Genomic DNA, 20,802 nt, shown 5'->3' with positions numbered 1-20,802 from the left:
TAATAACGATATATATCAATATTTTATGACAATAAGGGAAAACCCTTAGTTGGTAAGCATTCATTAATAAACCACAGGTCTGCCCATGTATGCGGCGTCAACGGCTGCATCGGCGTCTGCCTGGGGAGGACGAGACCAGAAAATCACGTTGTTTTGTAATGAGGTTTTTTGATGGACGTTTGCGTAGGTTCCAAGGCTCCGGGCGCAATCGCCGAGACCAGAAACTCTCCCGGGCAATATCGCGTGACGCTGGATATCTCGGTTGAGGACGTAACCGCATTGTGGACCGCCGCGGCTGAAATTTGCCGGCGCGATGGCGGCCTGACGCCCGATGAGGTCGACGAAACCATCGGTCCGCGCGAAGATCCTTCCATTCCCGATTGCCTGACGATGATCGCGCTGCCTGCTCGTCTCGCCGGATCCCGGATCGTCGATTTCACGCTCGATGAACTGGATGCCCCGCGATCGATATCCGGCGCCAGCGCTCTCAGTCACGAAACAGCCCATTCGCCCTGTTGCCCTGTGCGGGCCGCCTCGCTCCGCCAGGCCGTGGTGACCAACTGAGGCCCCTTCCTCCCGCCAGGACATGAAAAAGGCCCCGTGTCGATCGCATCGACACGGGGCCTTTCCTGATCAGCGCTATCGTCGATCAGGCCGGGGCTGAAATGGCCACCAGCCCGCTCACCGGCATCCGAATGCCGTTGACGCCCAGCATGACGTTCGTTCCGTCGGTCACGACATCCTTGACGGTGGCGACCGAATTGATCGTGACCGGCATCACCGTGCCATTCGCATCCAGCGCCTTGACCGACAGGACATAAGCGCCATCCTTGGCGCGCGTGCCATCGGCCAGCATGCCATCCCAGGAATAGCGGCCCTGCGCTTCCGGATCGATCGTAACTTCGCTGACGACCTTGCCGGCCGCATCCTTGACGGTCGCCACGATGGAATTGGGCTTCCCATCGGCAAAGTATGTCCAGGTCGCCGGCGCCGTGCCCAGCCCCGCGACGGGGGAATCGAACCGCGCTTCGCGGCCGATAAAATTGGATGCCTGCGCCATATCCTGCGACGCCAGCCGGGCGACGACTTCCTTGAGCGTGCTGGTCTGCTGGATCGACTGTTCGACCTGCGAATATTGCACCAGCTGCTGGGTATATTCGGACGTGTCCATCGGATCGAGCGGATCCTGATTCTGCATCTGCGCGGTCAGCAGCTTCAGGAACATATTGAAATCGGCGGCGATCGTCGCCGGTGGGTTGGCACTGCCGCGTTGCGTTTGCGCTGTTGCGGCATCGGTGCCCGAAACGGTCGTCATATCAGTTGATCCTTATGCCATCATGTCGACACGGCCGCTGGTGCGAAGCGGCCGGTAAGCGGGTTGATCGTCGCCGGCATCGCCGCCGCCCTGTGCCAGGCCGCCCTGCCCGCCCCGTCCATCGGAGCCTTGCTGGCCGCGTTGCCAGGACGTGCCGGCATCGGGATTGCGGCTGTCGAACCGGAAGGACTGCGGATCGGCGCGCACACCGGCATCCGCCAGCGCGCGGGTGAGGTCGCCTGCCTCGCGCCGCAACATTTCGAGGGCCGCAGGGCTGTCCGCTGCGACCACGGCCCGCAGGCTGCCGTCGCGATCGAAATTGAGGCGAACGTCGATCCGTCCCATTTCGGCCGGATCGAGCCGGATGCGTACTTCTTCGCGCCCGGCCGCAACCGTCCGCGCAATTTCGACCCCCATGTCGCGCCCGATCTGGCCGGGTTGCGCGGCCACGACCGGCTGGTGCGGCGTCGGCTGGTGCGCGGTCGCGCCATAAGGCTGGGACGCCGGCCGCGCTGCCACGTTGGGCAACGCCTGACTGAACAAGGATGACGGCAAGCTATCGGGGCCATCGGACGCGACAGCATTGCTAGCGACGTCGCGGGCGGGCGCGCCATCGCCGGCGCCGCCCGTGGGTGCAGGGGCCGCGCGATCATGGATGGCCACCACCTCGTTCAACAGGTTCGGCGTCGGGGCATCGGCGGTGGCCGACGGATCGGCCGCAGGCGGGGCCGCCACGGCCAGCGCGGCATGCGCAGCCGGAGCCGGAGCCGGAACAGGCGGACGCGCGGCATCGGCAAGGACAGGCACCGGAAGGGCAACGCTGGCGGCATCCGGCGATGTCGCCTGATCCGGTTCGCTCGTCCCTTCGCCATCGACAGAAACCGGTAGTTTCGGCCTGACCGCCTCTGCGACGACGATCGCGTCTCCAGCCGGCGCGGCATTGGGCACCGCCGGAATAACGGCCGCATCGGGCGCCGCCGTATCGGTCGCCGCCGCATCGGGCGATGCGGGCATTGCCAGCTTGGTGGCCACAGCCGCAAGATCCACCGGATGCTTCGTCGCCGGATGATCGACAGCATCCTTGGCAGCATCAGCGCCGATGGCAGGCTGTTCCGGTGTTTCGACGACCAATAAGCCGGCCTCCGCCGGAAGTGCCACCGCAAGTTCATCAACCGGCGTCGCGGATACAAGCTGATCACCGGAAATCGCGGGCATCGGCGCCGACATTGGCGTCGAGGCCGGCATTGGCGTCGGCGTCGGCAACGGCGTCTTCCCGCCGGCATCGGCCGACACGGCAGAGGCCGCACCGATCAAGCCGCCAAAGCCAGCCGCCCCGGCACCAGACGCAGAACCCGAAGCCGTACCCGGCAAACGGGTGGAGGCGGCGACCGAGGCAATCATCGCAATGTTCATTCGACAGCTTTCCTGCAACGCAAATCACGCGCTTTGTTTTTATTATAGAACGGGAATTTGCGATCCGGCCCGATCAGCCGATTGTGCCAAGCGTGCGGATGCGCGCGCGGGCGTGAATCTCATTCTGCGAGATCACCACTGTCGCCGGCCGCACCCGTTCGATGATCGAGCGCACGAACGGCCGGATCGCCGGGCTGGTCAGCAGGCAGGGGATTTCCCCTTCCGACGCCAGCTTGTCATACGCTTCGCGCACGGCGGCGATGAACGCCTGCAGGCTGGACGGCGCCATGGCGAGGTGGCGATCATCGCCCTGCCCGATGATGCTTTCGGCGAACTCGGCATCCCAGCGCGGCGCCAGCGTGATGATCGGGATCGTGCCGTCGCGCGTCTGCTGCGCGGAAATCTGCCGCGCCAGACGGCTGCGGGCATGTTCCGTCATCTGCGTGATATTCTGGGTGAAGGCGGTTGCCTCTGCGATCCCTTCCAGGATCGTCGGAATGTCGCGGATCGAAACCCCTTCGGACAGCAGATTCTGCAGGATGCGCTGCACCCCCGAAATCGAAATTTTCGACGGCACGATATCGGCAACCAGCTTTTCCGATTCCTTATGGACTTCGGTCAGCAGTTTCTGCGCTTCGGTGTACGACAGCAGGTCGGCGACATTATCCTTCACGATTTCCGTCAGATGCGTGGTGATCACCGTGCCGCTGTCGACCACCGTCAGGCCACGGAAACCGGCCTCGTCGCGCAGATCGCGGTCGATCCACAGCGCCGGCAGGTTGAACACCGGTTCGCGCGTTTCTTCGCCCGGCACGCCCAGCCCGCCGCCACCGCCCGGATTGATCACCAGCAGTTTATCGAGCCGGATTTCCCCGCGCGCGGCTTCGGTTTCCTTGACGTAGACGACATATTCATTGGGCTGGAGCGCCATATTGTCGAGGATGCGGACGGCCGGCAGCACGAAGCCATAATCGATCGCCATCTGCCGCCGCAGCGCGCGCACCTGATCGTCCAGGCGCGGTTCGGCCTGGCTGTCGTTGATCAGCGGCAGCAGCGCATAGCCCAGTTCGATCCGCACCGCGTCGATCGCCAGCGTGCGTGAAATCGGCTCGTCCACCTGTTCGGTCTGCTGTTGCGCGATCGCTTCGGCCATGCGCGCCTGCGCCGCCTCGGCATCGGCCTTCTCCGACATTTTCCACGCCAGCCAGCCGCAACCGCCACCCAGCACGACGAAAGGCAGGAACGGCATGCCCGGTATCAGGCCCAGCACGATCATCAACACCGCCACCATGCCGAACGCCTTGGGATAACGGCCCAGCTGATCGCCCAGCGCCGCGCCCGTCTTGCCGGCAATCCCGCCCTTGGAAACGAGCAGGCCCGCCGCGGTCGACACGATCAGCGCCGGAATCTGGCTGACCAGACCGTCGCCCACCGTCAGGATCGTATAGCTGTGGAACGCTTCGCCAAACGGCACGCCGTGGATCGCGATGCCAATGATCAGACCAACGATGATGTTGATCGCGGTGATCAGCAGGGCCGCCACCGCATCGCCCTTCACGAATTTCGATGCACCGTCCATCGCGCCATAGAAGCCGCTTTCGGCTTCGATCTCGGCGCGGCGTTCGCGCGCCTGCGCTTCGGTGATCATGCCCGCGGACAGATCGGCGTCGATCGCCATCTGCTTGCCGGGCATCGCATCAAGGCTGAACCGCGCGCCGACTTCGGCGATGCGGCCAGCACCCTTGGTGATGACGACGAAGTTGATGACGATCAGGATGATGAAGATGGTCAGGCCGATGACGGTTTCCCCGCCCATCAGGAACTCACCGAACGCCGCGATCACCCCGCCCGCCGCCTGCGGCCCTTCATGGCCATGGCCCAGGATCAGCCGGGTCGAAGCCAGGTTCAGGCCCAGCCGCAGCATCGTCACGATCAGCAGGATCGTCGGAAAACTCGATAGCTGCAGCGGCTTGTCGATGAACAAGGCCGTCATCAGGATCAGCACCGAAGCGGTGATCGAAAGCGACAGGCCGAAGTCGAGCAGCCAGCCCGGCATCGGCAGGATCAGCATCGCGATGATCGCAAGGACACCAATGGCAAGCGCGAGATCGCGGCCCGGGCCAAGCCGTTTCAGGAACTGGTCGATCTGGATGGGCATGAAATGCTCCGCATACGGGGCGTGCGTCGGGATTGATTTCGGACGCATGAGGCGGCCCGAAACCCTGAACGAAACTTAGGGGAGAGCGCGGCCGATCCCAGGCCGCGCCCCGTCTTACAGCGCGGGCAGCACCGGAATGCCGTCCTCGATGAACGTCCGCAGCTTGTTGCGCATGGTGCGGACCGAAATGCCCAGGATGTTGGACGCGGACGTCCGGTTGCCCCGGCAATGCACCAATGTCTGCAAGATCAGTTCCCGCTCGACATCGGCCACCGTCCGGCCGACCAGCCCGTCAATCATACGGGGTGGCAACAGGCGATGTTCACCGCGCAGCCGGGCCAGCACCTCCGGCACATCGACCGGCACGTCGACCATCACCAGGTCGCTCCGCAGGCTCCACAACCGTTCCAGCGCATCGCCGCGCGCGTCGCAGACGGCAAGTGCCGCCTCTGAACTGCGGGCCATTTCCGCCGCGACACCCAATGTGCTGTCCGGCGGTCCGACGAGCAGCAGGTGCCCGGATTCCTTCACAGCGAACGTCATTACCGGTCCTGCCGGATGATTTCGGTGAGCGTGACGCCCAAAGCGCTGTCGATCAGCACCACTTCCCCGCGCGCGATCAGGCGGTTGTTGACGAAGATATCGACCGGTTCACCGACACGGCGATCCAGTTCGACGACTGCCCCCGGCTTCAACCGCAGCAAGGTGCCGATATCCATGCGCGATCGGCCGAGCACCGCCTGCACCTTGACCGGCACGTCGAACACGGCGTGCAGATCGTCGGGCGTCGGCGGGGTCGACGGGCGATCGAACGACCAGTCTTCGGATGCACTGCCCGACGTCGATGTTTCGGTTTCGTCATTGCCAAAGTGGGTGGGCGCGAGCTGGCGCGTTTCAGCATCCTGGGTCATCAGATCCTCTTTCATGCGTTCATCCACTGACGGATCACCGAGGCGGACTCGGCCGGGTTGGAGGCGATTGCGTCGCCGATGCGCTTGAGCGCGGACAATTTGATGCGACCATCGACCTGGGCGAGCGCGATTTCCTGATCGAGCAGCGGAACGTCACTTTCCGCCTCACGCAGCGCTTCCAGCTGGCGCATCGCGTCTTCGTCGCCGTCCGCCGCGCGGCTGGCGAGGTCGAGCATTTCGGGACTATCCGGCGCCGGCAGTGCGCGGCGGTCTTCGAACACCTGTTCAACGATCGGGGGTTTCGGCCGCAGCATGCGCACCGCGATCAGCACGACACCGGCGATTACCAGCAGTTTGAGCAGGCTGAACAGATTGTCCATCGTCAGCCCGAACGGCAGTGCGCCATCGGCCGCACCCGGATCTTCCGGCGTGGCAAAGGGCATGCTTTCCACCACCACGCTGTCCCCGCGTTCCGCGTCAAAGCCGACGGCGTTTTCCACAAGGCGGGTCAGGCGCTGAATCTGCGGCTGGGGCAGGCCCTTGGGGCCACCGTCAACCATCACCGCCACGGTCAACCGGTTGATCTTGCCCGGCGTGCGGACGCTTACGGTTTGCGTACGGCTGTTCTGGAAGGTGATGTCTTCCGACGATTCATTGCGTGCGGATCGGCGGCTTTCCTGGCCGCTGCCGGTGATCGGGCCATCCGCTTCGGGCAATTGGGTGCCCACGGTCACGCCCTGCGCGCCGGCATCGCCTTCGGCATTCTGGTCGTTGGATTCCACCGTCACCTGATGCGCGATGACCTGCTTGTCGGGGTCGAAGGTTTCGGCTTCCTCGCGCAGTTGGTCGCGATCCAGCACGGCCGACACCTCGGCGCGGACCTTGCCGGCACCGACGATCGGCTCGACCATCGCTTCGATCTGCGAACGCAGCCTGGCTTCCACCGCCGTCTGGCGCTCTTCCATCTCCGACGATCCGGCACCGCCGCCTTCGCCCGCACGGGCCAGCAGGGCGCCCGACTGGTCAACGATCGACACGCTTTCCGGGGACAGTTCCGGCACCGACGACGCAACAAGATAGCGGATCGCCTGCACCGTTTCGCCGGTCAGCCGGCCGTTGGTTTTCACCGTCACCGCCGCCGTCGCCTTGCGCGGTTCGGCGGCGAACATCGCACGTTCGGGCATCACGATATGAACCCGCGCCCGCGCCACCCGTTCAAGGCTTTCGATCGAACGCGCCAGTTCGCCTTCTACGGCGCGCGTCTCGTTCATCTTGGCGCGGGACGACGAAACCCCGAACGGCTCCTCCGCATCCAGCACGTCATAGCCGATCTTGCCGCCCAGCCGTTCGGACGCCATCGCCATCCGCAATTCGGCAAGCCTGGCCGCCGGCGCCATGACCGATGTGCCATCGGGCGAAATCTGGAACGGCACGCCCTGCGCATTCAGTTTTTCAGTGATTGCCTGCGCGGCGGCCGGATCGAGATCCGTATAGAGAAAGCCCATCTCCGCCGATGGGCTGCGCAGGGCGAGCGCGCCGATGCCGATGAGCAGGACGAGTGCCACGCCCCCCATCATCATCAGACGGCGCGGCCCGAGCTGCGCGATCAAATTTCGCAATCCGTTCAAGGCAGGCCTCGTGTTTCAAACCACAAAGGCCCCTGCCCTTGCATATCCATTATAGGAGGATATCGACTAGGCAACTCTTGCCGGGGCGCATTCTTTTACGCTTCGCGACGATCTCCCAGAAGCGGGCCGAGTTCGGCCATCACGGCGGCGCGGCGGCCGGCCGCATCCACCGCCAGCCCACCTTCATCCCAGTGGATCAGCGCGTCGCCCGGCGTCATGACATCATCTTCGACCACGGTGATCGAAAGCTTGCGCCGTTCCTTGCTGACGCGGGCCGCGATCAGGCGTTCCATGTCCGTGGCAAGCGATGGATGGACCTTGACCCGCAACTGCGTGCCCCGGCCCACTTGCTGCAAAACGCGGCCCAGCGCCTCGTCCACCGATCGCGCCGGCGCCTGCTCGATGGCGTGCCCGGCCAGGATTTCGGCTGCGGAGAACGCCACGTCGGCGGCGTCCTTCATCATCGCATCCGCCGTTTCGGCCAACCGCGCATCGATCTCGTCGATCGCGGCGTGCAGCGCATCGGTCGCCGCCAGCATTGCGGTGTCGCGTTCGCCACGCGCCTGATCCAGGCCCGCCGCAAAGCCGTCCTCGCGCGCCAGGGACAATGCGGCGATATGCTCCAGCACCATCCTGTCGTTTTCGGCCTGCAACGCGGCGATCTGCTTGGTGAGTTCGATGGTGTTCGCGGGTGCCGGCTCGCTGGATGCGAAGCGGAAGACGCGATCGAACCCGAATGGCTTTACGTGGATGGCTGCCTCCATCATCGACCTTTCAACGCCATGTTCCTGTGCGCGATCAATAGATCATCGCATCGTCGCTCTTGGGATCGACGAGCATGATTTCGCCCCGATCACCCAGCGACTTGGCCAGACGCACCAGCGCGGTCTGCGCTTCCTCGCATTCGCGCGCCCGCACCGGCCCCATCGCCGCCATGTCGTCGCGCATCAGCTTGGCGGCGCGTTCGGTCATGCCACCAAAGAACATCTGCTTCATGTCTTCGGGCGCGCCCTTCAGCGCCAGCGCCAGTTCGCGCTTGTTGCTGTTGCGCACGATCGTCTGGATCGCGGCCGGCAGCAGGTTGGCGAGATCTTCGAACGTGAACATCAGCGCGCGGATGCGTTCGGCGGATTCCGGCGCCTTGTCGTCGAGCGCGGTCAGCATCGCTTCTTCGGTTGCGCGGTCGAGCGCGTTGAACACTTCGGCCATGGTTTCATGCGGGTCGCGGCGCTGGGCGCGCGACAAATTGGTCATGAACTCGCTTTTCAGCGTCTGTTCGACCTGGAGGATCACGTCCTTCTGCACCGTATCCATGCGCAGCATGCGCATCACCACGTCGGTCGCCAGTTCTTCCGGCAATTCGGCCAGCACGCGCGCGGCATGATCGGAACGCAGCTTGTGGAGGATCACCGCCACGGTCTGCGGATATTCGTTCTTGAGATAGCCGGCGAGCACGGTTTCGCTGACGTTGGACAGCTTGTCCCACATCGTCCGGCCCGAAGGACCACGGATATCCTCCATGATCTCCTTCACGCGCTCGGGCGGCAAAATGCCGTCCAGCAGCCGCTCGGTCGTTTCGAACGAACCGTGGAGCGACGCCATGCTCGATACTTCGCCCGAAAACTGGATCAGCAGATGTTCGACAACCGCGGACGGCACCCGGCCGAGTTGCGCGATGCAGGCCGACAACTCCTTGATCTCGTCGGTCGTCAGCTGTTCCCATATCGGCGCGCCATGATCGCGGCCAAGCGCCAGCATCAGCGCGGCCGCGCGTTGCACGCCCGAATATTTCTTCAGCTCTGGTGGTTCGCCAACCGGCACCATCACCCCCATGCAATGCTCCCAAATTTTTGGTGCGTTTCCCGCCGAAACGGCCCCATTCCCTCTATCTTATAGGAGAACAGCGGAAAGACCGGCTGGCGGAGGTGGTTATGGCGATAAATTTATCCAACGGGCTGATCGGCCTCAGCATGTTGTCCGGCAATAGCAGCATCTTCAGCGGCGTGATGGGCAATGGCGCTGAATCGGGCGCGGTCCGGGTCGCCAAGCTCGCCTTCACCACGCCGAAAACCACCCCGCCATGGGAAGAAGCCGCGTCCAAGACACCGGCTTCCGCACAACTTTCCGCCATCAAGCGCATGGCAACGATCATCGACACGAAAACCAGCGCCGCAATCAGCAAGCTTCCCGATGTCGAAACCTCGTTCATCACCTACAAGGCGCTCGACCGGCTGAAGCTGCTTGCGGAAACCGCCGCCAAGAGCACGACTTCGTCCGCCGAACGCAAAACGCTCCAGCAGGCTTTCGCCAAGGGCATGGCCGATTTGCAGACGTTTCTGGGCCAGGCGCCCAGCGACAAGGTCGAATTGTCGTTCGGCATACCCACGCGTCGCGCCGAAAGCGTCGGCGTGGCCAGCGGCATTGCCCCCAGCAAGACGGCCGGCACCGGCATTCTCGTCGCCCGCGATGCGCCGATTCCAGGGCTGACGGGCAGCGAAGTGCTGAAGATCGATCTGGGCCGGGCCAATATCGCCGATAGCGTCACGGTCGATCTGTCGCAGACGCCGCAGCCGCCGACGCTCGATTCCGTCGCCGCCGCGATCAACGCCGCGATCCAGTCGGTGCCGATGCGCGACACCAACGGCGATCCCGTGCTCGACGCGAACGGCGATCCGATACCGCGCTGGCAATCGCGCTTCGCGGTCGAAAAAACCGATGGCAAATGGGGCCTCGCGCTCAACGCGGTCGGTTCGGAAAAGCTTTCGCTCGATCAGGTCGGCGCAAAGGATGCGCTGATGGTCGTCAGCGGCCAGACCGCGCTGGACGCCCCGTCATCCGCACAAATTTATCGGTTCGATGATCCCGCCGCCGCGTTCGATCGCAAGACGCTGGGCACGATCAACGCGGTCGATCGCACCGCCACCGAACAGGCGAGGCTCGCCGCAGAAGGAAAAACGCTCAAGAAGGGTGAAACGGCGCCCGATCCCACCGTGTGGGCAGCCACCGATGCCCGCGCCATCGCCACCGACGCGCAAGGGTTCAGCTACATCGTAGGCACCACGGCCGGCGATCTCGGCGGCAACCTGTCCGACGGCGGCAATGATCTGTTCCTCACCAAGGTCAACAGCGAAGGCAAGGTCGTCTGGCAGCGTACTTTGGGCGTCGCCGGCGAAGCCGAAGGGGCCGCCGTCAGCATCGCCGCCAATGGCGATATCGTCGTCGCCGGCACGGTGAAGGGGCCGTTCAACGGCAATCTTGGCAGCGACAGCGACATGCTGGTCGCCCGCTTCGACGCCAGCGGCGATGAACAATTCTCCACCTCGCTGCGCCAGCTGGGCAACGACACCGCCAGCGCCGTCACGATCGGCACCGACGGATCGATCTATGTCGGCGGCAAATCGTCCACCGGCGGCGGCGATGCGTTCGTCGCGCGGCTTGATGCGGCGGGCAAGCTGCAGGAACGCCGCATGATCGACAGCGGCGGCGTGGATTCGATCACGGCGCTGGCGATCGACGGTTCGGGCGAATTGCTGGCGCTCACCAAGGAAGGTGGCGTCGCCAAGCTCCACCGCATCGATTCCGCGGCCTTGTCGAACGATCTGGGCGAAATCACGCTCGGCAGCGCCGACGCGCGCGCCATTGCCGTGTCCGCAACCGGCGAAATCGCGGTGGCGGGTTCCACCTCGGCAGCGCTGGCCGGTGCGCAGGCCAACGGCATGAGCGGCGGCCGCGATGGTTTCGTCACGCGGATCGACAACACATTCGCCAACGCGTCCACATCCTATGTCGGTTCGGCCAACGACGATCAGATCGACAGCGTTACCTATATGAACGGCGCGCTGTATGTCGGCGGGCGCACCAACGGCGCGATCGATGGCACGCGCACCGGCGCCATGGATGGGTTCGTCAGCCGCCTCGACATGGGCACCGGCGCCATCGAAAGCACGCAGCAATTCGGTCGGCCGGGATACCGCACCGAACCCGTGCGCATTGCCGCGTCCACCGGCGGTGCCAGCGTCATCGGCGCGCTCGGGCTGGGCCGCGGCGCCATGAACAGCACGCCGTCGACCAGCCTTACCGCCCAGACGTCGCTGCGTGCCGGGGATGAATTTGGCATTCGCGTGCAGGGCGGCACGATCAAGAAGATCGTCATCGCAGCGGACGAAACGCTCACCTCGCTGGGCGATAAGATCCGCAAGATCACCCGTACGAACGCGGCGATCACCACGCCCAAGATCAACGGCAAATCAACGCTGCGGATCGACGCCAAAGAAGGCTATGCGATCGAATTGATCGCCGGCGCCGAAGGCAAGGATGCGCTGGCCAAGCTGGGCATGGATCCCGCGCGCCTGTCCGTTGCCACGCCCGCCGGGCCAAAGGATCCCAAGGTTCGCCCGGGCGGCAATTTCGGCCTCGCGCTCAACGAATATATGACCATCGGCACGGCCAAGGATGCCACCGCGACGCTGGCCAAGATCAAATCCGCCCTGTCGATGACGCAGACCGCCTACCGTTCGCTTTACTGGGATGCCGCCAAGGCCCAGCGCGTCGATGGTTTCGTCACGGGCGGCGGCACGGCGTACCAGAAGGCCCAGCTTGCCCAATATCAGGCGGCGCTCGATCGCCTCACCGGCGGCGGTAGCTAAGGGAGAATATCGTCATGACCACCGTTCCGCCGCTGCTCACCGGCATCAACCAGTCCATGAAGCATCTCGCCGAACGCCAGCGCGTGATCGCCGAGAATATCGCCAACAGCGAAACCCCGCGCTTCAAGGCGCAGGAGGTCGAAGCTCCCGATTTCTCGTCGCTTCTGGCCGCGCACGGTGCTGCGGCCGGCATGGCGCGCATCACGCGTCCCCGCATCCAGATCACCAGCGGCATGTCCGCGCTGGGCGCAACCCCGCCGCGTGCCGGAAACAATATCGTCGCCGATCGGAACACCAGTGAAACCAAGCCCGACGGAAACAATGTGACGCTGGAGGAACAGCTTTTGAAGATGGGCCAGGTTCAGGCTGATTTTGCGGCAATGACCAACCTGTACCGCAAGCAGATGGCATTGTTGAAATCGGCGATCGGCCGCAATTGATAAAATATGGGGTGGACTTGAAATCCACCCGCAACAACTGTCATTTTTTATTCAACTGCGCATCTTATATTATTAATCAACAATAATCCTTGGCATTTCGCCCGAAATCACCTGCAACCGTCATATAATGATCTTGTACGGCGCCGCCTCCGGCACATCCCGGATCAGCGGCGCCGCATTGATCTTTCCGGTCCGCATTGCCTCGGCACGCGGCCCTGAGATCGGAACAGACGCCCGCGCAGGGAACGCGGATGTTATTGCAGGGGATTTACATGAGCAGATTGTTCAGCCGGATGGCCATCGCCGGCAAGTTGATGACGGTGGCCGGACTTTCGATCGGGCTGTTGCTGCTCATCGGCTTCACCATCATCATCCTTCAGACGAACCAGGCGGTGAAATCGCTTTCGAACAATGCCGCCACGGCGCAGGCCGACGCGGAAACCAACGCGCTCGAATCTCAGCTCGCCATCCTCGAAGGAACCACCAAATCGATGGCCGCCGCGCTGAGCACGCTGCATCAGTCCGGTAACCGCGATCGCGGCACCGCCATGGGGGTGCTCAAGCCGAATATCGAAGCCTCGCCGATGATTCTCGGCAGCTGGTTCTTCGCCGAACCCAACGGGTTCGACGGGCAGGATGCGGCCATGACGGGCCATGTGGCCTCGAACGGCAGCGGCGCGTTCATGCCCTATTGGGTCCGCGAAAATGGCGCGGTGACGATGCAGCCGAACAAGGAAGCCGGCGTCTACTCCGCCAGCTATTACAAGCTCGCCAAGGACCGTGACGCAGGCGCGATCACCGATCCCTATTCGTATCAGCTCGGCGACAAGACTGTGACGATGACGTCGATCGCGTTTCCGGTGAAGTCCGGCGGCCGTATCATCGGCGTGGCCGGGCTGGACGTCGCGCTCGACAATATTTCGGAACGACTGGGCAAGCTCGCGCCGTTTGGCACCGGCAAGGTGATGCTGCTGTCCGGCAACGGCATGTGGGTCGCCCATCCCGATGCGGCGCTGCGGATGAAGCCGTATGCCGACGAAGGCCTCGACAAGGTCAAGGCCGCGATCGCCAGCGGCGAAACGCAGCGGATCGAAGCGATCGACATCAATGGCGTTACCGTCGAACGCATCATCCGTCCGATCAAATTCGAAGAACTCAACGCCACCTGGGCGCTGGTGCTCGACATTCCGGTCGCCACCGTCGGCCAGCCGGCTCGCGAACTGGCCTGGCAGTTGATCGTCGCCGGTCTGCTGATCGTCGGTGCGGCGCTTGTCGGCCTGTTCCTCGCCGCCCGTTCGATCATCGGCCGGCCGATGGAACAATTGAGCACCGCCGTCGATCGGTTGGCCAAGGGTGAAAACCTTGCCGTGCCCCAAACCGATCGCCATGACGAAATCGGCACCATGGCCCGCGCGGCAGATGTTTTCCGCCAGGCCGCGGCCGATCGCGCGGCGGCAGACGCCCGCGCGTCCCAGGAACAGAAACTGATCACCTCGGCGATCGGCGATGGCCTGGCGGCGCTTACCGATGGCGATCTGACGGCCACGATCGATGCCGATTTCCCGGGGGCCTATTCGGTGCTCAAGGTCAATTTCAACGAAGCGGTTGCCGGTCTGCGCGGCATGATCAGCACCGTCACCGACAGCGCGACGGCGATCCGCACCGGTTCGCATGAAATCGCCCAGGCATCCGAAGATCTGGCCCGGCGCACCGAAGCCAATGCCGCCAGCCTCGAAGAAACCTCGGCCGCGCTCGTCCAGATCGACGATCGTCTGAAAGCCACCGCCAAGGCCGCGGCACGCACGGTGCAGCAGGCCAACACCGCAATCCAAACCGTCGAAGGCGGCCGTGCCGTCGCCGACGAAGCGGTGCAGGCGATGGACCGGGTGCGCGAAAGCGCCAAGGGCATCGACGAGGTGATCGAAGGTGTCGACAAGATCGCGTTCCAGACCCGCGTTCTCGCGATGAACGCCGCGGTCGAAGCTGGCCGCGCCGGCGAAGCCGGCCGTGGTTTCGCGGTCGTCGCCGATCTCGTCAGCGCGCTTGCCATGCGCGCCGAAGAAGAAGCCAAAAAGGCGCGCGACCAGTTGACCGTCACGCAGACGGATATCGTCACCGCCGTCGGCGCGGTTCAGCGGGTCGATGATGCGCTGGCCAGCATTTCGGGCGGCGTCGGCGAAGTGCACTCCCTGCTCGATGGCATGGCCAGCGACAATCAGGCGCAGTCGTCGGCGATCTCGCAGATCAGTGTGGCCGTGACGACGATGGACCAGTCGACCCAGCAGAATGCAGCGATGGTGGAAGAAACCTCCGCTGCCGCCCGCAACCTCAACACCGAGGTCGCGGCGCTGTCCGAACAGGCGGCGCAATTCCGCACCGACAATGGCGGCGCGCCCCGGCGGGCAAGCGGTTCCGCCACGGCCCACCGTCTGGCGGCCTGATCCGGCAGGCTCCATTTTCGGCCCCATCGGCCGGAAGTGGAGCCTCGCCTCCCCGTTCGCGGCGACGCCATCACAGATACGCAGTCAATATCCTGCCTGAAATCCATGGCGCACGGGGGCCGGCAAGCGGCCGCTCATCGTCGCCCTACCGGTTGGCCGGCCACACATGGCTGGACCGGGGCCGCGCGGCTGGCCTAAACTCGCTGGCTTCCAGCCTGTAAACGAGTTCCCCGCCCAATGCGCACACGCCTGATGGTCCTTCCGCTCCTGTTCCTGTCCGCCGCCGCCATCGCGCAGAACAGCCAGCCCCAGCCCGCGACGCTGGTCGATACGATCCCGGCCGCGCGGGATATTCCCTATCCCGGCACGATGACGCTCGATGTGGATGCGACCGATGTGGGCCGGGCGATCTATCGTGTGAAGCAGGTGATCCCAGTGGCCGCGCCCGGCGCGATGACGCTGCTTTTCCCCAAATGGCTGCCCGGCAAGCACGCGCCGCGCGGTGAAATCGAAAAGCTCGCCGGGTTGAAGATCCTGGCCGGCGGCAGGCTGCTGCCGTGGCGGCGCGACAATCTCGACGTCTACGCCTTCCACATCGATGTGCCGCAGGGCGCAACGCAACTGGATATCGCGTTCGAATTCATCGCCGCGACCGCCGGAGATCAGGGCCGCATCAGCGTCACCCCGGCCATGCTGAACCTGCAATGGGAACAGGTTTCGCTGTATCCGGCCGGCTATTTCACGCGGCGCATTCCCGTTAGCGCGACGGTGCGATATCCCGATGGCTGGCAGGCGGCGTCCGGCCTGCCCGCCCGCGCGACCGGATCGACCTACCGGTATGAAACGACCGATTATGAAACGCTGGTCGATTCCCCCGTCTTCGCCGGCAAATATTTCCGACAGGAACAACTCAGCCCGCGCGTTCGCCTCAACATCGTCGCGGATGAAGCCAAATATCTTGCCGCCACGCCCGAACAGATCGCCGCGCATCGCAAGCTGGTCGATCAATCGGTCAAGCTGTTCGGCGCCCAGCATTATGACAAATACGAATTTCTGCTCGCGCTCACCGATGAAATGGGCAGCATCGGCCTGGAACATCATCGCAGTTCCGAAAATGGGGTGAACCCCGAATATTTCACCGAATGGACCAAGGGTCCGGGGCGGCGCAACCTGCTGCCGCACGAATTTACGCATAGCTGGAACGGCAAGTTCCGCCGTCCGGCGGGCAATTGGACGGCCGATTTCAACACGCCGATGAACGATGATCTGCTGTGGGTCTATGAAGGCCAGACGCAGTTCTGGGGCTATGTTCTGGGCGCCCGTTCGGGCCTGTTCACCCGTCAGGAAACGCTGGACGCGCTGGCATCGATCGCCGCCAGCCTCGATATCCGGCGCGGGCGCGACTGGCGGCCGCTGCGCGATACCACCAACGATCCCGTCATTTCCGCCCGCCGGCCCAAGGGATGGGTGAGTTACCAGCGATCCGAGGATTATTACCACGAAGGCATGCTCGTCTGGCTTGAAGTCGATACCATCCTGCGCGCCAGATCGGGTGGGCGCAAATCGATGGACGATTTCGCCCGTGGTTTCTTCGGTGGCAAGGATGGCGACTGGGGGATCGACACGTATGATTTCGCCGATGTCGTGGCCGCGCTCAATGCGGTCGTGCCCTATGACTGGACCGGCTTTCTCACCACTAGGCTCGGCGAAAACGCCGGGGGCGCTCCGCTGAAAGGCCTCACCGATGCGGGTTATCGGCTGATCTACACCGACGAACCGACCGCCTTCTTCGCCGATGCCGAACGGCGGGCGAAATCGCTCGATCTCAGCTATTCGATCGGGCTGTCGACGAAGAACGGGGCGATTACGCAGGTGATCTGGGATGGCCCCGCCTTCGCCGCCGGCCTCACCGTGGGCAGCAAGATCGTCGCGATCGGCGGGCGGGCCTACACGGATAGCGGCCTCAAGGATGCGATCCGCGCGGCCAGGGGCAGCAAGGCCCCGATCCGCCTGCTCGTCCAGTCGGGCGATTATTTCCGCAGCGTCGATATCCTGTGGGATGGTGGCTTACGCTATCCCCGGCTGGAAAAGATCGGCGCGGGCACGACCACGCTGGATCGGCTGCTCGAACCGCGTCCCTGATCGTGGCGTCTCAGGTCCGGGCTTCTGGTCCGGGCCGCACGCCGTGCAGGAACAGCCGCGCGCTTTCGCAAGACAGCAGGTCGCGCTGCGCATTGTCGGGCAGGACGTGCAGCGTCAGGAAACGGACCGCGAATGTCGCCAGCGCGTAAAAAGCGCGGATGGCGGTTTCGTTCGGCACCGGCTGGCCATATGCCGCGAGCAGTTCGCACAACGCGCTTCCCAGCCGGGCGACGCGGACATCATGATAATCGCGCGCCAGATCGGGCACCAGTTCGCTCTCCTGGATCAGCAGGCGGTGCATCTGGATATTGGTCGGCGCCAGATGCCAGTCGAGCGCCTGTCGCGCCAGGTTGGTGACGGCCTCGTCCATCGTGCCACTTGTCGCGACCGCGAATTTCGTCCGGCTCGCCGCGGCAATCTCCCGCTGGACGGCATAGCGGAACAGGCCCTCCTTATTGCCGAACTGGCGGTATAAAGTCGCCTTGCTCGCCCGGACGCTGGTGGCGATCCGATCAAGGCTGGCGCCGCGATAGCCATTGTCCAGAAACTCGCCCAGTGTGGCATCGATCAGGCTTTCCAGCTTTTCGGGCGTCAGGCGCAGCGTCGCCCCGCTTTCGAGGACCGGATCGGCCATCTGGTCCGCCGCCGCCATTGGCGTGCCGCCGTCCGGATCGGTCTGCCCGCGATAGCCATTCAGGAACAGATCGACGATCGAACCCACGATTTCCGCCCGAACGGACAAGGACGGCGGAGACAGGCCGAGGAAATAACGAGCCCCTTCGACAGACATGCCGCCAAACCGGATTCCCGTGGTCAAGGGATCGACGGGTGCCAGTGCGCCGTCGGCAATGCACCTTTCGACATAGTCGGCAAACCGGCGCACCATCGCCAGCCGATGTTCGTGCAATTCGGCGGCAAGTTTCGGAAAACGGGTGGCCGCCACGATATTGGCGCGGAACAGGCCGAAATTCACCGGATTGGCAAACCCTTCGAACAGGCGCAGGCCAAACCGCCGCAACGTCGCTTCGATGTCCCCGACATCGTCGACCGCCGCCAGGTTGCGATCCGCCATATCAAGCGTGTTGCGCACCGCCGCCTCGAACAGATCCATCTTGCTCGGAAACAGTTCGTAGATGCTCTGCTTGCTCATGTGCGCGGTGGCGGCAATCTGGTCCACGCTGGTGCGGGCGAAGCCCTCCCGCAGGAAAACTTCGCCCGCAGCCGCCAATATCTGGGCCCGCGCGTCCGGACGGCTGTCGTCCGGACGGCGGCGGGACATCATATTCACATTCCCGCCCCCCTGCACGCGTTTACCCTTCCTTATCGCGCCGGGCCAGCCGCCCCCGGCTTGCCAACTTCGATATCGACCTTCGCAATCTTGCCGGTGAAGTGGCCGCCCTGCGCATAATCGTTCGTCACCGCTGTATCGGCATCGAACCCAATGTCGAGCGTGTCGGTCATTTCCGGATATTTGGAAATCGTCCGCGCGATCGGCCCGCGGCCGATTTCCTGGCCGTTGGCGCTGATGATCATCTCGCCGCCGGCGTTGAAGCCGCCAGCATAGCGGAAATCGAAGACAAGCTGGGTCTTGCCCGCCGGAAGCACGCTTGTGGCCGCGACGCTCGATTGATCGCCATCCAGTTGCGTCGCCGCCATCAGGGCGACCGGGCGGCCATCCTTCAGGTAGAAGCTCCACCCGCCGAATTTGCTGCCAATGGCGACGATCGCGCCATTGGCCGGCGTCTCGGGCAATTCCACATCGGCGGTGATGCGGAATGCGCGGCCCAGCACCGGGGCTGCGTTCACCGTGGGGATGCTCACATTCGCGCCCCAATAGGTGTAACGGTCGCGGGTCGGATGCTGGCCCATCGCCGCCTGGAACCGCGCCAGGGTCATGCGGTCGTCCAGCGGCAGCACATTGTTGCGCTTGGCCTCGCTATGGAACAGCGCCTGCATTTCCTTCAGCTTGGCCGGCTGCTTCGCCGCCAGATCGCGGGCCTGCGAAAAATCGGACCGCAGGTCGTAAAGCTCCCACGCATAATCGGTTGGCAGCTTCGTATTGTCGCTCCGTTTCCACGGCGCGTTCACCGGCGTGCTGCTGGCCAGCCAGCCCTGATGGTAGATGGCGCGATTGCCCATCATTTCGAAATATTGGGTGTCGTGCCGTTCGGGGGCGGCCGGCGCGTCGAAGCTGTAGGCGAAGCTGACGCCATCGATCGGCTGCTGCTTCACGCCATTCACGCTTTCCGGCGCCTCGATGCCCACAACGTCGAGGATCGTCGGCATCACATCGTTCACATGGGTGAATTGCGAACGGATGCCGCGTGCCTTGATCTTGTCGGGCCAGGATACGACGAAGCCATTGCGCGTGCCGCCCAGATGCGACGCATATTGCTTGAACATGCGGAACGGCGCGTTGGTCGCCCAGGCCCAGCCAAAGCCGTAATTGGGCACCGCTTCCGGCCCGCCGATCTTTTCCAGATTGGCCAGCAGGACCTTGTCGCCTTCCTGCATGCCGTTGGCGAAATTGGCCATCGGGTTGTTGCTGCCATTGTCGCCGCCTTCGGCGGCCGCGCCATTGTCGCCCTCGATGAACATGACGAGCGTGTTGCCGCTTTCGCCCATGCGATCGAGTTCATCGAGCACGCGGCCGACCTGGTTGTCCTGATAGGCCAGCATCGCGGCATAGGCTTCCATCATCCGCGCGTTGATCAGGCGCTGGTCGGGTGTCAGGTCCTTCCACGCCTTGATGCCGTCGGGCCGTGCGGTGTTTTCGGCGTTGGCGGGGATGATGCCGGCCTTGCGCTGGCGCGCATAGGTTTCGGCGCGCACCACATCCCAGCCCTTGTCGAATTTGCCCCGGAACTTCAGCAGCCAGTCCGCCGGTGCCTGGATGGGCGCGTGCGCCGATCCGGTGGCGTAATACAGGAAGAACGGCTTGTCGGGCGCGGCCGCCTTCTGGCTGTGAACCCAGTTGATCGCTTCATCGGCCAGCGCCTTGTCCAGCACGCCTTCCGTCAAGGTCGGCACCGCCATGTTGCCGCGATAGAGCGCGGGGGTGAACTGGTTGGTTTCCGCCGCCATGAAACCGAAGAAATGCTCGAACCCAAGCCCGGTCGGCCACAGATCGAACGGGCCGGCCGGCGACGTGTGGGCCTCGGGCGCATTGTGGTGCTTGCCCACCATCGCGGTGTTGTAGCCGTTCTGGCGCAGCACTTCGGCCACCGTCGCGGCGGTCTTGGGCATGATATTGTCATAGCCGGGGAAGCCGGTCGAAAGATTGGCGACGATGCCATTGCCCACCGCATGGTGGTTGCGCCCGGTCAGCAGCGCCGCGCGGGTCGGCGAACACATCGCGGTTGTGTGGAAGCGGTTATACACCAGCCCGCGCGCCGCCAGCCGATCAAGGTTGGGCGTCGGGATCGGCCCGCCAAAGGTGGATGCCGCGCTGAAGCCCACATCGTCGGTCAGGATCACGAAGATGTTCGGCGCACCCTTGGGCGCCGTCACCGGCTTGGGGAAGGCCTGCACCGAATCGGCATAGGTTTCGCCGATCTTGCCAGCGAATGGCGCGGGGGCTGCCGGAAGCACGGTTTGCGCGGCCAGCGGCGATGTTCCCAGCAGCAAGGCTGCCACACTGCCGGCATATCGCCGCGCCGATCCTGCGCGACTGCGCTGTGCTTCGTTCCGCATCTCGATCTCCACCTG

The 20,802-nt window shown here is 64.1% G+C and carries 15 protein-coding genes; 5 read left to right on the top strand and 10 right to left on the bottom strand.

Features of this window, described 5'->3' with window-relative positions; translation table 11 throughout:
- The first annotated feature begins 243 nt into the window (after positions 1-243).
- Positions 244-564 carry a hypothetical protein gene (locus KC8_RS16595; protein WP_010125729.1) on the top strand — a complete coding sequence of 107 codons (321 nt, stop codon included), beginning with the start codon at positions 244-246 and terminating at the stop codon, positions 562-564.
- A gap of 85 nt (positions 565-649) precedes the next feature.
- On the opposite strand, the gene KC8_RS16590 is transcribed toward KC8_RS16595, so the two are convergent.
- From KC8_RS16590 to fliG, 8 genes are all read right to left on the bottom strand, one after another.
- Positions 650-1,315 (bottom strand): flagellar hook assembly protein FlgD, encoded by a 666-nt coding sequence (locus tag KC8_RS16590; RefSeq protein ID WP_010125728.1) that lies wholly within the window; start codon positions 1,313-1,315, stop codon positions 650-652.
- A gap of 12 nt (positions 1,316-1,327) precedes the next feature.
- Positions 1,328-2,728, bottom strand: coding sequence for a flagellar hook-length control protein FliK (locus KC8_RS16585; protein WP_010125727.1), 1,401 nt, complete (start codon positions 2,726-2,728; stop codon positions 1,328-1,330).
- 73 nt (positions 2,729-2,801) lie between these two features.
- On the bottom strand, positions 2,802-4,886 hold the full coding sequence (flhA, locus tag KC8_RS16580) for a flagellar biosynthesis protein FlhA (RefSeq protein WP_029624560.1): 2,085 nt from the start codon (positions 4,884-4,886) through the stop codon (positions 2,802-2,804).
- 114 nt (positions 4,887-5,000) lie between these two features.
- Entirely contained in the window at positions 5,001-5,429 is a 429-nt protein-coding gene (locus KC8_RS20585) for a helix-turn-helix domain-containing protein (protein WP_010125725.1), read from the bottom strand.
- The gene (gene fliN, locus KC8_RS16570) at positions 5,429-5,812 is read right to left on the bottom strand and encodes a flagellar motor switch protein FliN (RefSeq protein WP_010125723.1); all 384 of its coding nucleotides are present in this window, start codon (positions 5,810-5,812) and stop codon (positions 5,429-5,431) included. Before fliN ends, KC8_RS20585 begins: the two co-directional genes overlap by 1 nt.
- The gene (gene fliF / locus KC8_RS16565; protein WP_050805412.1) at positions 5,809-7,377 is read right to left on the bottom strand and encodes a flagellar basal-body MS-ring/collar protein FliF; all 1,569 of its coding nucleotides are present in this window, start codon (positions 7,375-7,377) and stop codon (positions 5,809-5,811) included. The genes fliN and fliF overlap by 4 nt, the downstream gene beginning before the upstream one ends.
- Before the next feature lie 143 nt (positions 7,378-7,520).
- On the bottom strand, positions 7,521-8,192 hold the full coding sequence (locus KC8_RS16560; protein WP_010125720.1) for a FliH/SctL family protein: 672 nt from the start codon (positions 8,190-8,192) through the stop codon (positions 7,521-7,523).
- A gap of 31 nt (positions 8,193-8,223) precedes the next feature.
- Positions 8,224-9,258, bottom strand: coding sequence for a flagellar motor switch protein FliG (gene fliG, locus KC8_RS16555; protein WP_010125719.1), 1,035 nt, complete (start codon positions 9,256-9,258; stop codon positions 8,224-8,226).
- A gap of 98 nt (positions 9,259-9,356) precedes the next feature.
- On the opposite strand from fliG, the gene KC8_RS16550 reads away from it, so the two are divergent.
- The 4 genes from KC8_RS16550 to KC8_RS16535 all read left to right on the top strand — a co-directional run bounded on the left by KC8_RS16550 (position 9,357) and on the right by KC8_RS16535 (position 17,094).
- The gene (locus tag KC8_RS16550; protein WP_010125718.1) at positions 9,357-12,071 is read left to right on the top strand and encodes a hypothetical protein; all 2,715 of its coding nucleotides are present in this window, start codon (positions 9,357-9,359) and stop codon (positions 12,069-12,071) included.
- Between the two features lie 14 nt (positions 12,072-12,085).
- Positions 12,086-12,511, top strand: coding sequence for a flagellar basal body protein (locus tag KC8_RS16545; protein ID WP_010125716.1), 426 nt, complete (start codon positions 12,086-12,088; stop codon positions 12,509-12,511).
- 272 nt (positions 12,512-12,783) lie between these two features.
- Positions 12,784-14,952, top strand: coding sequence for a methyl-accepting chemotaxis protein (locus tag KC8_RS16540; RefSeq protein WP_010125714.1), 2,169 nt, complete (start codon positions 12,784-12,786; stop codon positions 14,950-14,952).
- Between the two features lie 237 nt (positions 14,953-15,189).
- Positions 15,190-17,094: a M61 family metallopeptidase gene (locus tag KC8_RS16535; protein ID WP_010125712.1), complete on the top strand. Its 1,905-nt coding sequence runs from the start codon at positions 15,190-15,192 to the stop codon at positions 17,092-17,094.
- A gap of 10 nt (positions 17,095-17,104) precedes the next feature.
- On the opposite strand, the gene KC8_RS16530 is transcribed toward KC8_RS16535, so the two are convergent.
- Positions 17,105-18,376 (bottom strand): TetR/AcrR family transcriptional regulator, encoded by a 1,272-nt coding sequence (locus KC8_RS16530; protein WP_010125710.1) that lies wholly within the window; start codon positions 18,374-18,376, stop codon positions 17,105-17,107.
- A gap of 38 nt (positions 18,377-18,414) precedes the next feature.
- A complete protein-coding gene (locus KC8_RS16525; RefSeq protein ID WP_010125708.1) occupies positions 18,415-20,787 on the bottom strand; it encodes an arylsulfatase in 2,373 nt (790 codons plus the stop codon).
- Between the last annotated feature and the right edge of the window lie 15 nt (positions 20,788-20,802).

The organism is Sphingomonas sp. KC8, assembly GCF_002151445.1.
In the GTDB taxonomy this organism is placed as follows: domain Bacteria; phylum Pseudomonadota; class Alphaproteobacteria; order Sphingomonadales; family Sphingomonadaceae; genus Sphingomonas_E.
This window is presented reverse-complemented; position numbering and strand designations above follow the sequence as displayed.

Coding starts and splice junctions, on each gene's coding strand:
- KC8_RS16590 (WP_010125728.1), bottom strand. CDS start 1,315: ATGACGACCGTTTCGGGCACCGATGCCGCAACAGCGCAAACGCAACGC.
- KC8_RS16585 (WP_010125727.1), bottom strand. CDS start 2,728: ATGAACATTGCGATGATTGCCTCGGTCGCCGCCTCCACCCGTTTGCCG.
- flhA (WP_029624560.1), bottom strand. CDS start 4,886: ATGCCCATCCAGATCGACCAGTTCCTGAAACGGCTTGGCCCGGGCCGC.
- KC8_RS20585 (WP_010125725.1), bottom strand. CDS start 5,429: ATGACGTTCGCTGTGAAGGAATCCGGGCACCTGCTGCTCGTCGGACCG.
- fliN (WP_010125723.1), bottom strand. CDS start 5,812: ATGAAAGAGGATCTGATGACCCAGGATGCTGAAACGCGCCAGCTCGCG.
- fliF (WP_050805412.1), bottom strand. CDS start 7,377: ATGATGATGGGGGGCGTGGCACTCGTCCTGCTCATCGGCATCGGCGCG.
- KC8_RS16560 (WP_010125720.1), bottom strand. CDS start 8,192: ATGATGGAGGCAGCCATCCACGTAAAGCCATTCGGGTTCGATCGCGTC.
- fliG (WP_010125719.1), bottom strand. CDS start 9,258: ATGGGGGTGATGGTGCCGGTTGGCGAACCACCAGAGCTGAAGAAATAT.
- KC8_RS16550 (WP_010125718.1), top strand. CDS start 9,357: ATGGCGATAAATTTATCCAACGGGCTGATCGGCCTCAGCATGTTGTCC.
- KC8_RS16545 (WP_010125716.1), top strand. CDS start 12,086: ATGACCACCGTTCCGCCGCTGCTCACCGGCATCAACCAGTCCATGAAG.
- KC8_RS16540 (WP_010125714.1), top strand. CDS start 12,784: ATGAGCAGATTGTTCAGCCGGATGGCCATCGCCGGCAAGTTGATGACG.
- KC8_RS16535 (WP_010125712.1), top strand. CDS start 15,190: ATGCGCACACGCCTGATGGTCCTTCCGCTCCTGTTCCTGTCCGCCGCC.
- KC8_RS16530 (WP_010125710.1), bottom strand. CDS start 18,376: ATGATGTCCCGCCGCCGTCCGGACGACAGCCGTCCGGACGCGCGGGCC.
- KC8_RS16525 (WP_010125708.1), bottom strand. CDS start 20,787: ATGCGGAACGAAGCACAGCGCAGTCGCGCAGGATCGGCGCGGCGATAT.